The organism is Paenibacillus sp. FSL W7-1287 (genome assembly GCF_038004245.1).
GTDB classification, from domain to species: Bacteria; Bacillota; Bacilli; order Paenibacillales; family Paenibacillaceae; genus Pristimantibacillus; species Pristimantibacillus camelliae.
Genome location: NZ_JBBORD010000001.1, coordinates 1,906,053 through 1,921,897, shown reverse-complemented (window position 1 = coordinate 1,921,897; position 15,845 = coordinate 1,906,053). Strand labels below are relative to the sequence as shown.

At 42.2% G+C, this 15,845-nt stretch carries 14 protein-coding genes, 1 other RNA gene and 1 pseudogene; 1 reads left to right on the top strand and 15 read right to left on the bottom strand.

The genetic code is table 11. From position 1 onward, the window contains the following. Nucleotides 1-47: 47 nt before the first annotated feature. The 4 genes from NSQ99_RS08580 to NSQ99_RS08565 all read right to left on the bottom strand — a co-directional run bounded on the left by NSQ99_RS08580 (nucleotide 48) and on the right by NSQ99_RS08565 (nucleotide 3,389). On the bottom strand, nucleotides 48-2,048 hold the full coding sequence (locus NSQ99_RS08580; protein ID WP_251666729.1) for a stalk domain-containing protein: 2,001 nt from the start codon (nucleotides 2,046-2,048) through the stop codon (nucleotides 48-50). 113 nt (nucleotides 2,049-2,161) lie between these two features. After that, entirely contained in the window at nucleotides 2,162-2,617 is a 456-nt protein-coding gene (locus NSQ99_RS08575; protein WP_251666730.1) for a hypothetical protein, read from the bottom strand. A 5-nt stretch (nucleotides 2,618-2,622) separates the two neighbouring features. After that, on the bottom strand, nucleotides 2,623-2,835 hold the full coding sequence (locus NSQ99_RS08570) for a DUF1540 domain-containing protein (protein WP_251666731.1): 213 nt from the start codon (nucleotides 2,833-2,835) through the stop codon (nucleotides 2,623-2,625). Between the two features lie 53 nt (nucleotides 2,836-2,888). Beyond that, nucleotides 2,889-3,389 carry a YpuI family protein gene (locus tag NSQ99_RS08565; RefSeq protein ID WP_251666732.1) on the bottom strand — a complete coding sequence of 167 codons (501 nt, stop codon included), beginning with the start codon at nucleotides 3,387-3,389 and terminating at the stop codon, nucleotides 2,889-2,891. 151 nt (nucleotides 3,390-3,540) lie between these two features. On the opposite strand from NSQ99_RS08565, the gene NSQ99_RS08560 reads away from it, so the two are divergent. Further along, nucleotides 3,541-5,406 (top strand): S8 family peptidase, encoded by a 1,866-nt coding sequence (locus tag NSQ99_RS08560; protein WP_251666733.1) that lies wholly within the window; start codon nucleotides 3,541-3,543, stop codon nucleotides 5,404-5,406. 123 nt (nucleotides 5,407-5,529) lie between these two features. Here NSQ99_RS08560 and NSQ99_RS08555 read toward each other — a convergent pair whose 3' ends face one another. The 11 genes and pseudogenes from NSQ99_RS08555 to NSQ99_RS08505 all read right to left on the bottom strand — a co-directional run bounded on the left by NSQ99_RS08555 (nucleotide 5,530) and on the right by NSQ99_RS08505 (nucleotide 15,784). After that, entirely contained in the window at nucleotides 5,530-6,051 is a 522-nt protein-coding gene (locus tag NSQ99_RS08555; RefSeq protein ID WP_340836192.1) for a DMT family transporter, read from the bottom strand. A gap of 94 nt (nucleotides 6,052-6,145) precedes the next feature. Further along, nucleotides 6,146-7,474 carry an IS3 family transposase gene (locus tag NSQ99_RS08550; RefSeq protein WP_251671616.1) on the bottom strand — a complete coding sequence of 443 codons (1,329 nt, stop codon included), beginning with the start codon at nucleotides 7,472-7,474 and terminating at the stop codon, nucleotides 6,146-6,148. A gap of 94 nt (nucleotides 7,475-7,568) precedes the next feature. After that, nucleotides 7,569-7,877: pseudogene (locus tag NSQ99_RS08545) on the bottom strand (EamA family transporter); the annotation flags it as partial. A gap of 224 nt (nucleotides 7,878-8,101) precedes the next feature. Continuing rightward, nucleotides 8,102-8,502: RNase P RNA component class A (gene rnpB, locus NSQ99_RS08540), an RNA gene on the bottom strand. A gap of 99 nt (nucleotides 8,503-8,601) precedes the next feature. Beyond that, the gene (locus NSQ99_RS08535) at nucleotides 8,602-9,720 is read right to left on the bottom strand and encodes a Nif3-like dinuclear metal center hexameric protein (protein WP_251666735.1); all 1,119 of its coding nucleotides are present in this window, start codon (nucleotides 9,718-9,720) and stop codon (nucleotides 8,602-8,604) included. Next, nucleotides 9,696-10,490, bottom strand: a complete 795-nt coding sequence (locus tag NSQ99_RS08530; RefSeq protein ID WP_340836189.1) for a tRNA (adenine(22)-N(1))-methyltransferase — start codon at nucleotides 10,488-10,490, stop codon at nucleotides 9,696-9,698. Before NSQ99_RS08530 ends, NSQ99_RS08535 begins: the two co-directional genes overlap by 25 nt. Continuing rightward, a complete protein-coding gene (locus NSQ99_RS08525; protein WP_251666737.1) occupies nucleotides 10,469-11,317 on the bottom strand; it encodes a hypothetical protein in 849 nt (282 codons plus the stop codon). Before NSQ99_RS08525 ends, NSQ99_RS08530 begins: the two co-directional genes overlap by 22 nt. 79 nt (nucleotides 11,318-11,396) lie before the next feature. Further along, on the bottom strand, nucleotides 11,397-12,527 hold the full coding sequence (gene rpoD / locus NSQ99_RS08520) for an RNA polymerase sigma factor RpoD (protein ID WP_251666738.1): 1,131 nt from the start codon (nucleotides 12,525-12,527) through the stop codon (nucleotides 11,397-11,399). 33 nt (nucleotides 12,528-12,560) lie between these two features. Then, nucleotides 12,561-14,393 (bottom strand): DNA primase, encoded by a 1,833-nt coding sequence (gene dnaG / locus NSQ99_RS08515; protein ID WP_251666739.1) that lies wholly within the window; start codon nucleotides 14,391-14,393, stop codon nucleotides 12,561-12,563. 40 nt (nucleotides 14,394-14,433) lie between these two features. Further along, entirely contained in the window at nucleotides 14,434-14,889 is a 456-nt protein-coding gene (locus NSQ99_RS08510) for a YaiI/YqxD family protein (protein ID WP_251666740.1), read from the bottom strand. A 79-nt stretch (nucleotides 14,890-14,968) separates the two neighbouring features. After that, nucleotides 14,969-15,784, bottom strand: a complete 816-nt coding sequence (locus tag NSQ99_RS08505; protein ID WP_432806913.1) for a pyruvate, water dikinase regulatory protein — start codon at nucleotides 15,782-15,784, stop codon at nucleotides 14,969-14,971. Between the last annotated feature and the right edge of the window lie 61 nt (nucleotides 15,785-15,845).

Sequence of the window (15,845 nt, the reverse complement as noted above, 5' to 3'; positions counted from 1 at the left end):
AGCAATACTTGCTCGCTAATGAATGGGATTAGTGCAAAAAACGTTCATTACGACTTCGTTACAATAATTTGACCTTTTTTACTATTATAGCTCACTTTACCACCAAGCTTATCATTGACAAACCGGAGTGGAACAAATGTCGTGCCTTTAATCGATACAGGCGGAACCTCTAATTGACTTTTCACTCCATCAACCGTTACGGTTTGACTACCTTCCGTTAGCACGATCGTTGATTTCCCTTTAATCGTAATCGACTTGTCTTTGCTGTTCCACTTCACATCTGCACCTAACGTATTGCTGATGAAGCGCAGCGGCACAAGTGTACGGCCTTGGCTAGTATATGGCGCAACTGGAAGCTTTATTTTTCCATTTGCCGTATACACATATTTTTCATTAATATATAGTGCGTATTGATCCTTACTAAGCTTGTCAGCAGAGGTATCGACCATAATGGTACTCTGCTTGCTAGATGCTATTCGTCCCTTTGAGTCATATACGGTAACCTTTAGCTTATGAGCACCTGGAGACAAGGTTGATGTGTCAACTTTCCATTGATATGGATATTGCTTACTCTCAGCCACTTGTTTGCCATCAAGTGAGAAAACAACCTTACTAATGTAAGGATCGTATGTTTTTACCCATGCAATCACTTTACTATTCGTGCCACGAACCGCTTGATCCTCAATAGGAACAACACTTTGAGCTAATACCTTCTTGGATTCAGCTAATGGAGTCACTCGACTTAGATAATATGGATCTTTAATCATATTTTTATATGCGCCTAGTAATGAGCTGTTTTCTGTAAGACTGAAATTGTTTAAGCTGCGCTCAGCGCTATGTGAATCCGTTAATGTATTCAGGCTAAACCAATTGATATTTTTCAATCGTGGATATTTTAATTTCGCACCATGATAAAGCATATTCATCTTTGTAATGGCAAAGTTAACCGTTGAGGTATTGCCAGCCTTACTGAAATGTGTAGCTCCATACTCACTTACCATTATCGGTTTGCGGTCAGCATACGCTTGATATACATAATCCAAGGAATCAAGCGGATTCACATGATCAGCAGGACTCTTAACATCACCATTAAAAAACTTAACTGAATAAATGCTTAGCCCTACCCAATCGACGTAATCATCTCCTGGATAATAATCATGAATATTATGCTTCGGGTTAGCCGCTGGAGACCACACCATTGCAACATTTGGTGCCTCTTCCTCCATAACTTTGGCAACTAGTCGGAACTTCTCAATATAAAGCTTAGGATTCCCGCTCCACGTTACCCAGCTCCCGTTCATTTCTGAAGCAAAACGAAGAAATATAGGAACACCTGCCGCTTGTGCATCCTTAGCGAATTTTCGCAAGCTAGCATCGTCCTTTACTTCACTAAGCCCGCCCTCGGGCTGTACTGCCAAATGAATCGCACCACCCGCTGCTTTAACCTGTGACGCCCATATATGGGGGAAATTAGCTCCGTAGCGATGGTAGTTAAAATAAATCGCGTGCTGCTTTCCTGTTAATTCGTTAAAGGCTGCAAACTTTTCGCCTTTCTTAGCCTCTACTCCGCTATCTTTTTCAATAAAAGCACCAATGTACATGCCGTTATCAGGCTCAAACTTCGCTAAGCTGCCTGACTCCTGCACGACTTGCACTTGATCCTCGATAAACAGCTCAATTTCTGTATTTAGTGCATCTGCCATAGCTAGTACTGCAAAGTATGTATTCATATCTCCACTTTTTAAGCCTAGTGCATAATGAATATCTGCTTCAGCATAGTAAGTATCTGCAGCGTTTTGGTACTGTCCATCCTTCTCGTAGGCTTCAGCCAGCTTTCGTAAATAGCTTCCATTTTTAGTTTGCTTTACAGCTGCTTTTAATTTTACTATCGCTTCCTTATATTTACCCTTGTCCATTAGCTTGACAGCCTCTGTATAATGCTTCCAATGGTGTACTTCCGCTGCATGAACGCTTGAATTAGGAATATACATCGCCAGTAACATGATCACAACCATCAAACTCATACATAATTTTACATTTACCTTCATGTTTTTTATCTCCTCCCTGTAAAATTATATTATAAAGCGGAGTTTTTTTATATAACAATAAATAACCCGTCTTAGCAAGCAGGCTAAGACGGGTATCCAACATTTTATTAGTTCTATACATAAGAAAAATATTGTATGATGCTCATCATGATTGCTACGCCAGCTAACGTGCCTGACACCCAAGCAATTGAACGTGTTCCCTGCCTGTAAGCTAGTACTGACAGTATTAATCCAGATAGGCCTGTCCAGAATGGCCATACAAATAAAGCAATAACAGACACGACAAGTGCGATCATACCAACATACCAGCCAATCGCAGCATTCACCTTTGTATGACGGTCACCATCATCATCATAAGTGGTGAATCGATGGCCGGACGGGGTATTCAATTCCTCATACGTTATATCCGCACCCATCTCCGTATAAATCCCGCCATGCTCAATTGGCGGCAGGGGCTGATGTTGTAACGCAATGGCATCGTTATGAGGAAACTTACCTTTGTAGGTTTCTACAGGCAGCTCACTCCGATAAATTTTATTGCCACGTGAAAAACGTTTGCCTTTACCCATTCTAATCACCTCTTAGCGACAAAGGTTAGGCAGCATGTTTCTGCTGATTGCTTCGCAACATCCTTATGCTCAGACTCAATTAGCTCGGTAGAAAATTCTTCATTCGTGTTGATTTTTGAGTGCGCATCAATTTCAATCTTAATCTCATCGGCAAAGCATCGATTATTTTCTCCCCAAAAAGAGCAATTGGACACAGTACAAGCTACGCCTTTAGGCATAAAAAATCACCTCCATCAACAGTTTGCCCTGTAGATGAGGTGACTTATTCTCGTTATTTTTTTCCCATCATACGACGCTGGGTCATATAGTCACTTTCGTAATATGCAAGCTCGTCTCGAAGCTCTTCGTAATACTTGGTAACGCTCATTACAACATTTCTTGCCTCTCGTTTCGGCTTATAACGAAAGCGAATCGCATCTTGACCTGTATAAGCGTAACGACCATCCTCAGAATAGCATTCATTTTTAGGATAAAAGAAAGCGTTAACACCGTTATGATACACCTCATAAAGAGCACGCTCTGCAAAGTCTACGTCAAAATTCGGTCTTCTTAGAAGAACACCAAGCTTCTCATAAGAAACTTCAGAAAAAACGAGCAAATGACGAAGATCAGCCAAAAAGCCTCTATAAAACTGCTCCTCTTCCTCTTTTTTGTCCTCACTTACAAGATGCTCTAATGCGTGCGTATTTAAGAAGTTTTCTAAAATCGCTATCGCATCTTTTAGCTTCTCACGTGTCGATTCACTAAGCGACTTCACATTAGTCGATGGCATGTCGGTAGATCCCCTTTCATTTTCCAAACGAAAAAAAACTATAACATTTACATCGTAACATAAAAGTGTATAAAACGGTACTATTTCAGGCTCGAACTGTATATTTTACGACCTTTTACGAAAAAGTAAAAGAAAAGGAGTGGTGATGATCATGAAGAAAAAATGGCTGATACCGATCGTTGCAGCAGCTGCTATATTTTTAGTGTTGCAGCTATATCAGTCGAATTCAAACAACAATACAGAAACACCGGAAATCGCGGAGCTGTCGCAGCAGCAACAGCAGCAAGCATCCATTCACGAACAATTAAGCAATAACCTAGAAGAGAAGCAAAAGCTAAGTATTTTGCAGAAGGATATGAACAATAGCGACTTACTTGTTCTTAGTGAAATTGAAGCCGATTTAGATAAACTCATCTCGTTAACGGACGCTAAGCAAGCGAAGCAACAAATCGCTATGCTGCAGGAAGAACATCCTCATTATGTGTACGTAAAATGGGAACGAGATAAAGCTAAAATTCAGCTTGGTAATTTCCCTGGCTCTGACTCTGATGAAGCGAAGTCATACTTTAAGGATGCTGAGCGCTTTTTTATTCCTGGTGACCGTTATAGCTCTAAGCTGTATTACGGCAAAGATCATCATCAGTATCGTGTCCTTGCTCGAGTGGGAGACGAAGTTAAGCTTACTGCGGTCGTCAAAGCCTCCATTATCCCGCAGGTCGAAGACCATCAACGTAAAAACCTTCGTCTTGTGCCTTACCCAGCTGAAGGAACAATGAAGGTTGAATCGGTGAAACCTAACTCTACCGTAGATACTACCGTTATCACTGGAGAGGATAATGGAAACGTAAGTCACTATTACGAAAAAGAGGTTGTCGTTAAATTTAACTCTACGTTAACGGATGACCAGATCAAAAAACTAAAACAAGAAACGCATTGTATTCGCGCTGAAAAAATAGGCGAAACCTATATTTTAACGTCAGACAAGCTTTCAACAGAGGAGCTAATTGCTTACTTAAAAGAAAATTGGCCCGTTTCATTTGTAGAGCCTCACTATATTTACTTGACCAATGAAGAAACAACGGCAACCTTTATACCTAATGATTCACTGTTCTCCCGTTATCAATGGAACATTACCAATATTCATGCTGAGACAGGCTGGAACATTAGCCGAGGCAGCGAGGATGTCATTATAGCCGTATTAGACTCAGGCGTTCAGTCCAATCATCCTGATCTAAGTGCAAGACTTCTTGCGGGCTATAACGTGAATGATGGGTCAACCAACGCAGCAGACGAACTAGGTCATGGTACACATGTGGCCGGAATTATTGGAGCTTCAGTAGACAATCAGGAGGGAATTGCTGGAGTTACTTGGTACAACTCTGTATTGCCAGTTAAAGTACTGAACAGCTCAGGTGCAGGTTCCACATATAGCGTAGCGCAAGGAATTATATGGGCAACAGATCAAGGTGCCAAAGTCATTAACATGAGCCTTGGTAACTATGCTTCAGGTGATTTCCTGCACGAAGCCATCAAATACGCCTATGAACGTGATGTTGTTTTAGTTGCAGCAACGGGTAATGATAACACCAATCGTCCAGGATATCCTGCAGCCTATCCAGAAGTTTTTGCCGTTGGAGCAACAACAAGCGGGAAACAGCGCGCAGCGTTTTCCAACTATGGAGATTATGTTGATGTCGTAGCACCAGGCGATTCAATTGCGAGTACCTATATTGGGGGACAATATGCTGCCCTATCCGGTACTTCAATGGCTTCACCACACGTTGCAGCCTTAGCAGGGCTTATTCGTTCTGTTAATCCTTCGCTTACGAATACGGAAGTAATGGATATTATGAGGCAAACAGCAACTGATCTTGGTGATCCTGGTTACGATCAATACTATGGCTATGGCGAAATCGATGTGCAGAAGGCTTTAAATACAGCTGCGAGCTATGCAGGCACGCTGCAGACCTATCCAAAAACAGTCAAGAACAAGCTTGATCAATTGATTAATGATTGATCATGTACTACTCACGTAATATGTGAATGGCTTAGCTATATTGAAAAAATCGTCCCAAAGCCTTTAATGCGCATGGGACGATTTTTTTGCATTGATTAGCTATTACTGCTTAACATTTAATAATCATTCGCTGCGCACTTTGATGTTTCGCTGGAAAGTGGACAGCACGACACCACCGATAATGAGCAAGGATCCCATTAGTTCAACTTTTGTCACGGGCTTGTACAGCAGTATTAATCCCATAAGCATAGCTACAAAAGGCTCTAAATTAGATAAGATCGACGCTTTTGACGCATCCACATAACGTATATTCTGATTCCATATAAGCGCAGAAATCCCATGCACAACAATCGCTGTTACAATTAGAAAAGTCCAATCAGATAGATCCGTACTGACTCGGATCGGATGATCTAGTACAGCTATGAATGGTACTCCTACTGCAAAGCCAATAATATTCGAATACAATGTAATCGTTAGGGGACTCACTCTTTTGGAAAGCACTCGTGTCATTATAATCATGATCGCGAATGTTACCATTGTGACAACGATCCACAAGAGTCCACTATCAACAGCTATAGCTACAAATTCCCCTTTAGTTACTACGAAATAAATTCCTACAATTGCGATCACTGAGCCGATCAACATTCGAATCGTAAATTTCTCCTTTAAAAATAAAGCAGCTAACACTCCCGCTAGTATTAAACTGGTACCCTTGTCAAGGACACTAAAAAAGAGTGAGCTAGGCCGTCTTCAAAAGATGATTCCTGTACTGAACAGGGGTCATCTTTTTTAATCCCCATTGATATCTGTAATGGTTGTAGTATTTCATGTAACGATCTATTTCTCGTCGTAGTTCATCTAATGATGAGCAGTTCCTGCTTATAACATGATCTTTCATATGACCAAAGAAGGATTCCTGTGGGGCGTTATCCCAGCAGTTTCCTCGCCTAGACATGGATTGGCCTAAGCCCTTTTGTTTCAATAGTTTTTGATATTTAGGGCTTGTATAATGCGAACCTTGATCGGAATGGATAAATGCATCCTTATGCAATTTCAAACGACGTTGTTTCGTAAGTGCCTGAATCGTATCCATCGCTACAGATAACGTGAGACGTGTGGAGAGATTGTAAGCCAGAATTTCACCCGTTGATGCGTCCAGAACAGTCGATAAATAAGCCATTCCTGTGCGACCATACGGGAGATATGTAATGTCGGTGAGCAACACAAGGCCAGGGATTCCTTTCTTGAAATCCCGTTGTAGCTTATTCGGTAGTGTTCGATGTTCTTGTGTGGCTTTGGCCATACGTCTGTAGGGATTAGGTTTTCTGAGTGGACAAACGAGGTTTAACTTCTTCATATGCCTTCGAATCCGTTTTCGACTGTAGATAATGCCAAGTTCATTTTCTAGTATCATTTTGATGGAGCGAGAACCCTTTTGGAAGCCTCTTCGATGAAACGCCTTCTTTATCAATTCTCCAATTTTGGCATCTAAACGGGCCCGCTCTTCGCGCGCACCAGTGGCTTTTAGGTAGCTATAATATCCCGAACGAGAGACGTTAAGCAATTCGCATAGGTAGCGTGTCATACGTCCTAAACCTTGATCTACAGCATCTTTAATTAGCTTAAAGAGTTTGCTCTTACATAATTTATTTCCTTGGTTTACCAGCAACCTTTCTGTCGAGTCTAGCTTTTTTAGCAATTCGACTTGGGATTCGAGAAGTTCTATTCGTGCTTCTTGCTTGGCGATAATTTCATCTGTTGTCAATTCCCGTTTTCGAGGGCGTCCGGAAGTCCCTTTCCGGGAATCAGTAAGTCCGACGAGGCCGTCTTTCCCGTAGGCCTTCTTCCATCGACCAGCACTCGTCTCGACGCGCTTGATACCGAGAACATTTACGTCAAATCCATTATCCTCAAAAATTTCTCTAGGTGTCTTCCCTAACATGTATTGATCAATGAAAAGCTGCTTAAATTCGTCCGCGTAGGTTATTGCCTTGTTACTTACTTTGATTACATACTTGTTCTCCGAGAGTTGTTCCCGTTCTATATCAGTGAATTGTTTCTTGCTCATGATTTCATCCCCCCGCTACTTATACCAGTGTACAAAAAAATACCCATAGCTTAAACACTTTTTTCAAAGTGTCTAGTCTATGGGTACCAGTTTATATAGGGGTTGTTGCTAGTATTAATGCAGCGGTAGTCGGATCAGCAGTTTGTAAGCCTGCGAAAAAGGACCATTGATTAATAAACACACCGACTACACCGAGTACAAATAGCAGCATCAAGTCTATTTTGTTGACTCGTCTAAACTCCTTCTTAATAGCAGCTAATCCAACTAAAAACAGAACGATAAAAAAAAGTCTCAACTCTGTTAGCATCGTTGGAGAGAAATATTGAATTAACATTTTTCCAAATACAAAATTACTCCCCCAGATTACAACGCATAAAGTGAGCCATGAATAAGCTTTAATCATATAATCAACCACTCCTAACAAGATCGCGCTAAAATTTCTTTTTGGATTTTTCGGTCAAAGTTTATACTCTGCTTACTATATCCACGCACGTAAAAAAACCTGCATTTGCGCATGTTACATAGCGCAAATGCAGGCTATTCATTGCACAGATGCATATCAACATCTACAACTGACATTGCTTGTAGATATCGTTGCATCCATTCGTATCATCAATCAATGCTCGTTAGGAAAGCTTGCCATAAGCCGGGTTCTGTACTCGTAGTGGTCATAGCGGGAACGACCCTCCCACGATGAGCGACAATCATCTATCTAGGCTACATATTGCTACGTAGCTCAAGCAACTCACCCGAACACGCCTCAGGCTAAGGCTGCAGCATAAGCTGCTGTGTTCTCTCGGTTTTGCTCCAGATGGGGTTTACCAGGAACACAGTCACCTGTGCTCCTCGTGGTCTCTTACACCACGGTTCCACCCTTACCTGTGCTGATTACTCAGCCATCGGCGGTCCATTTCTGTGGCACTATCCTTCGGCTCGCGCCGACTGGACGTTATCCAGCATCCTGCCTTGTGGAGCCCGGACTTTCCTCTCGCAGCATCTAGGCTGCCAGCGATTGTCTGTCAAACTTTCCAATGCACATAACAGTATATCGAGTTTTAACAAAGAACTCAAGAGCAAATCATTCCCATGATCGTGGCTGGTGCAAAATTTATCTATTTACAACCCGCTTATAAAAATTGAAATGGGTCTGTATTGATCGTGGAAGCGATAATTTCTACCTTTGCTTTTTCGGCATCACATTTCGCAGTCAACCAAGCCTGAACGCCTTGTATCATTACCTTTTCAATATGATGACCAGGGTCAATGATGCTTATGCCATCTGCGAGCGCATCCTGTGCTGTATGAAAATCTATATCACCTGTAATGAGAACATCTGCACCTGCAAATTTAGCAGATTTCACATATTTTGCACCCATCCCGCCAAGCACAGCAATTTTTTTAATCGGCTTATCAAGTTCCCCTACAACACGCAGTGCTGGGACGCTGTACGCCTGTTTTAGCTGCTCTGCGAGCTCACCTAGTGTTGTTGACTCTATTAAGCGTCCAACCCTTCCTAGCCCGTACACCTTGCCTTGCTGCTGAAGAGGGATAAGATCGTATGCGACTTCCTCGTAAGGATGTGCTTTAATGATGCTGCTCACAACCTTACGCTGTACACTTGCCGGTACGATGCACTCAAAGCGAATCTCCTGCTCTCTGTGCACCTTATTCACTTCACCGACATACGGATTGGCACCCTCCTCAGCCATAAATGTGCCCGTGCCTGAGCTTTGGAAGCTGCAGTGACTGTAATTTCCAATATGACCTGCACCAGCACGCCACGCTGCTTGTTCCACTGCTGTGAGTGATTGCTCCGGGACATATACAACCAGCTTGCTCAGCTTATCAATATAGACGGCTTCTAGCGGTTTTCTCTCTTGCTCCATCCCTGCCAGATCTGCAAGAAGATCGTTCACACCTCCAACAGCCACATCCAAGTTAGTATGTGAAATATAGACCGCGATATCATGCTTAATCAGCTGCTCATACAGTTTTCCAGCTGGAGTAGAAACATCAATACTGCCTATGGGCCGAAATATAATTGCGTGATGTGCAATAATGAGATCGACCTTCTTGTCGATCGCCTCTTGTACGACCTCAAGCGTCACATCCAACGTAACAAGTACACGCTCCACCATCTTATTCAAGGTGCCCAGCTGTAAACCGATACGATCGTGTTCTACCGCATAGTGCTTAGGGGCAAGCTGCTCCATATACTGAATTAATGTCTGTCCGTGTATAGCCACTTTAGAACCTCCCTAATGAGCTGTTGATCCTGCTTTACAGCAGCAAGCTTTGCTTTGGTTTGACTTAGCTCAGATTGAGAAAGCGAAGCGATAATATAATCGAGCTTCTCTATTTCAGCTAGCCATTTTTTATGCAATATATCCCCTTGCTTTTTAAGGAGATATGGTCCCATTCGCAACGCTAATGCTTCTCTTATCGGTTCTGCATAAGGAAACGAAAGCTCGTCTACTGAAAACAGCTGCTTGTTCCATTCCTTCGCTCCAGCAATTTTTTTTGCATGGAGAACCTCGTAAATTTTCCCATCCTCTTCAAGAATGGTCTCGTCCATTAGTGCCCAATCATGCTCGGTCAGCCATGCTCGTACAGCATCCTCACCAACATTAGGCTGCAGCACCAGCTCCGTAACTCCCTCAAGCTTGCCTTGTTTATATCCCTCTTCGAGAATTGTAGAAATGAGTGCACCACCCATTCCGCATATCGTAATGCTGTCAACCTCATGTGGAGCAATAACCTCAAGACCGTTGCCACGTCGCGCTTCGATCGTACTTGACAGATTGGCATGCGCAATCTGCTTTGTTGCTGCTTGCCAAGGTCCTTCGTTTAGTTCGCCTGCAATAGCAAACGGACAAATTTTCTGTTGAACGAGATAAACAGGAAGCATGGCATGGTCTGAGCCAATGTCAGCCACACGATGTCCTGTTGATATGTAATGAGCTACAGTTTGTAAACGTTGTGAAAGCTGAATCATTAAATTACCCACACCATCCATTGTTTTTTCAATCCAAATAATAAACAGCCAGCGATGAGAACTTTGGCAATGAGCTGCAGCTGCAGCCATAAAGGGTCATCTATAAACAAATATTGAAAGATTTCTGGCATAAACCATGTAATAATACCAACGACAAAAATGATTGCAGCTACTGGCTTGAACCATCGATGGATAAACCAGCATATCCAAAAAAATAAAAATGATAAAGGCAGCCAATAGAATTGAACTTCATACCACTGCTGTCCAGTTGTCAGCTGATGCAGCAGCATTGCATAAGCCATTAGAAATGCGAGCCACCCGCAAAGATGCAGCATACTTAGCTTGCTTTTAATTCCGTAAATCATCCATATTATTGAACAAAGTGCAATGAGTGCAAAATTCCAATACCATTGTTCCAATTGGTGCTGTGCAATTATATATAATCCACCAGTTAATAGCAATAAATGACCAATGAAAATACTCAAGAATCCAATAGGGGCATGATTTACACGAATTTTTTCGCCTAGCCAAAGCAAAATAATCGTCCCTAACAGTATTGACGCAATTTGCATTACAGGATGAAAAACGCTAAAATAAAGCACAACAAACGAAATTAAGGTTAGAATTCCAATTGTTAGGAACCACTGTTTACCAGTAGCTTTCGAGACAGCGACAATCGCTTTTCCGACTAGATGCTGAGGAGGCTCTTCTTCGTTGTCTGATTTGGGTGCTAGCACAGGATCAGCATATAAATTTAGCAGAAAGTCGCAATAGTGATCAGGCAGTAGCTTCGATCGTCGCCAATGCTCAATTTCACGCACGATAATCGTTCTACGCTCTGCTTTCATAGGCAGCTTCCTTTCTATTTGGTTCCTTGATAAAAATGACCTTACTGCGTTAACGCAGAAAGGTCATCCTAAGTTCTAGTTATTCAAGAAAATCTTTAAGGCGCTTACTTCTGCTTGGGTGACGAAGCTTTCTTAACGCTTTTGCTTCGATTTGACGAATACGCTCACGAGTTACACCGAACACTTTACCAACCTCTTCCAGTGTACGCGTGCGACCATCGTCTAGACCGAATCTTAAACGCAGCACATTTTCTTCACGCTCAGTAAGTGTGTCCAGTACATCCTCAAGCTGCTCTTTGAGTAACTCATAGGCAGCCGCATCTGCTGGAGCAAGTGCCTCTTGATCCTCAATGAAGTCGCCAAGATGAGAATCGTCCTCTTCGCCAATAGGCGTTTCCAAGGAAACAGGCTCCTGCGCGATTTTCATAATTTCGCGAACCTTCTCTGTGCTTAGCTCCATCTCTGCAGCGATCTCCTCAGGTGTCGGTTCACGCCCGAGCTCTTGCAGCAGCTGACGAGAAACACGGATAAGCTTGTTAATTGTTTCAACCATATGGACAGGAATACGAATCGTACGTGCCTGATCGGCTATTGCACGGGTAATCGCTTGACGGATCCACCACGTTGCATACGTACTAAACTTAAATCCTTTTTGGTAATCGAATTTTTCAACAGCTTTCAATAATCCCATATTTCCTTCTTGAATCAAATCAAGGAACAACATCCCACGTCCAACATATCGTTTAGCGATACTTACAACGAGACGTAGATTCGCTTCAGCTAGTCGCTTCTTGGCTTCTTCATCACCGTTCTCAATACGTATAGCTAGCTCGATCTCGTCCTCAGAGGATAGAAGCGGAACTCGCCCAATTTCTTTCAAATACATACGAACAGGGTCATTAATTTTAATGCCAGGCGGCAACGCCAAATCATCATCAAAATTAAAGTCGTCCCCTTCTCGCTCCTGATCATCTCCTGTAGGCGAAAGTGGATTGTCATCTTCGGCTTCGTTTAATACCTCGATGCCTAGATCATCGAGCTGCTCGAAAAACTCATCGATTTGTTCTGGATCCTGATCGAAGGGAGATAATTTCTCCATAATTTCTTTATACGTAAGAGAAGATCTTTTCTTCCCTTGATCAATCAGTTGATCCTTCACTAAATCCAACTTTTGCTCAGTATCTAATTCAGTATGCTGATCATTCGCCATTTTGCGACTCCCTCCTCCCTAGATCATTGAAGATTAGTTCTTCAGTTTTCTCTCCAGGGAAATAATCTCAATACCTAATTGCGCTGCTAATAACGCATCTCCAGCACGTTCGGCACGTACCATTTGCTCTTTCTTTTTTTCAATTTCCTGCAGCTTCGGGACTTTCAATATATCCTGAATCCAAGCATCCATAATATCCTCATCAAAGGGAAATCCACCGTCCATCATAAGCAGCTCGGTAGCTGTGCGTTCCAGCTTTTCGTCTTCCAGTGTTGCAACGAAACGAGCAGCGTCCGCCTCATACCCAGATGCATAATACGCATACAAGTACGCAGCGATCGCTTCATGATTTTCGATATTAAAAGCGTCACCCAATTTATCATGAACCGCTAAAGCAACGTCTCTATTACGCATCATGACATGCAATAATCGCCGTTCAGCATTAACATAGGCAGGTAAAACTGTCGAGCTTCTTTCGGTTTTCCTTTTTTCATTCCTACCATTATTCCACGAAAATTGGTTATTATCCCTTTGATGCTTGAAATTTTGCTGCTGCACGCGAAATTCATGGCAATCCTGCTTCAGCGCATCCAATGAAATATCAAATTCCTTTGATAATTCCTTTAGATGAATTTCTCTCTCTGTAGATGAATCTAATGTTGCAACAATTTTAACTGCTTCAACGATGTATTGATTCCGACCTTCTTCTCTTGACAGTATATGGTTTTTCCTTAAATATATAAGCTTGAATTTTGTTACAGATACGGCCTGTTCGATCACCTCGTGTCGGAACGCATCGCCGCCATGTGTCTTAATATATTCATCAGGATCGGTACCAGTTGGAAGAAGCGCAACGAGCACCTTAAATCCGGCCTGCTCGAGCAATGGAATCGATTTATATGCTGCAGCTTGACCTGCTCCGTCACCATCATAGCAAACAATAATTTCATCACTATAACGCTTTAACAGCAGGCAATGCTCCTCCGTTAATGCTGTTCCTAACGTCGCTACCCCCGTTTGAACGCCAGCAGACCACGCCTTGATTACGTCCATAGAACCTTCGAAGAGAACGATTTGCTTCGCTTTTTTAATGGCAGGTCTAGCAAGATTCAAATTATAAAGTATGCGACTTTTTGTAAACAGCATCGTTTCAGGAGAATTTAGATACTTTGGCTGACCTTCACCGAGAATTCTCCCGACAAAAGCAACAGCCTTACCGTTTCTGTCTCGAATTGGAAACATAATTCTGCTTCTGAAACGGTCGTAATAACCCTCACTGTCATTTTTGACAGAAATTAAGCCACCCTTCTCTAACAACTGCGGATCAAATTCTCGATTGATTAGAAATCGAGTCAACACATCCCAATCCCCTGGAGCGTAACCAATCATAAATTGATCAATTAACTTATCCGTCAATCCTCGCTCAATCAAATAGCGCTTAGCTTCATCACCTTGCCGCGTATTGTTCAATATATAATGATAGAACTTAACTGCCAGCTCATGTGCCTCTATGATTTTATTGCGAACATTGTCTTGTTCTTGAGAGTGACCGCTTACGTTAGAAGACCAGGTGACTGGAATTCCAGCATCTTCCGCAAGCATTCTTACTGCTTCCGGAAATGTATATCCCTCCATTTCTTCGACGAATCGAATAACATTACCGCCCTTACCACAGCCATAGCAATGATAAATTTGCAGCTCTGGAGTAACGGTGAACGAAGGAGTCTTTTCAGAATGAAAAGGGCATAACCCCTTCATATATTTCCCATGCTTAGTCAGATGAACATACTTCCCGACTACTTCTACGATGTCATGGTGATTTCTGACTGCATCTATTACTTCATCTGGTATTAATACTCCAGCCATTGACCATCACCTTCAATTTGTAGCACTATAATAATATTCGCTAAACTTCACGTTTCTCCTGCTTTTCTTGTAAAAGTTTTGTCAGGTTTTGTTGAAATCTTTTGCGATCATCGGCAGTAAGTGCTTTCGGCCCTTTCATTCGTTGGCCTTGCCTACGTCGCTTTGCCGCTTCTGCACGACGTTCCAGCAAGTAATCAATATTATCATCATTATAGACTTCACCACGAAAGGATAGCGTATAGGCTTGTTTTGCAATTGCTAAGCAAGCAAGTCCAAAATCTTGTGTAATAACAAGATCGCCTGACCTCGCCCTATTAATAATGAACATATCTGCCGATTGACTGCTTCGATCGACTTGAACCATTTCGACATTCTCAACTTGAGGAAGCCTATGATCAAAAGAAGCAACCATACAAACAGGAACATTAAAAGAGCGGGCGATTGCTATGATTTCGTCTTTCACAGGACATGCGTCTCCATCAACGATAATCTTCACATTGCCCCCCCTTTTTTTGCCGCTTGTTATTAGGTACTAAGTATTATATACGCTATATCGTCAAAAAATCCTTTAATTATTACTCTTTCTTTACTTTCTCCATAATTAGGCTGGCTGTTTCCTCAACTGCACGATGCGATACATCTATTATGGTACACTGGAGCTTTTCCATAATGGTGTTCGCATACTGAAGCTCATATTCGATGCGCTCCGTAGATGCATACGAAGCAGTATCTGGCAGCCCAAGCGCCTTTAACCTTTCTTTTCGAATTACGTTCAAGTAATTCAGGTCTATGGTTAGCCCAATTATTTTATCTCGTGGTACTTGATACAATTCTGCTGGAGGCTTAATTTCTGGTACGAGAGGAACATTAGCTACTTTATATTTTTGATGAGCTAAATACATCGATAACGGTGTCTTGGACGTACGGGAAACACCAACGAGTACGATATCCGCTTTTTTTACACCTGACGGATCACGTGCATCGTCATAGCGTACAGCAAATTCGACCGCTTCGACCTTTCTGAAATAATCAGCGTCAAGAACATGGTTAAGACCAGGCTCTTGACGAGATTTTTTTCCGGTACGATGCTCGAGTAGATCAATAAGGGAGCCTAGCAGATCAATCGCTTGAACGTCATATTGCTCAGCAAGCAGACGCATATACTCACGAAGTTCTGGCTTCACAAGTGTATACATGACGATTGCATCAAGCCTTTTTGCCTTTAACGTAACATCCTCAAGGACCTTTTTGCTCGTTACGAATGGAGCTCTGCGAATATCTGTTGAGATAGGATGAAACTGAGCAATCGCTGCACGAACGACATATTCGCCTGTGTCTCCTGCTGCATCCGATATAACATATACAATGACGTCTGAATCTCTAGTCAAGATGCCCCCTCCTTTTGTTATATTTGACTTTATTTTGTTCCATGCTAATGACGCTGTAGAATAA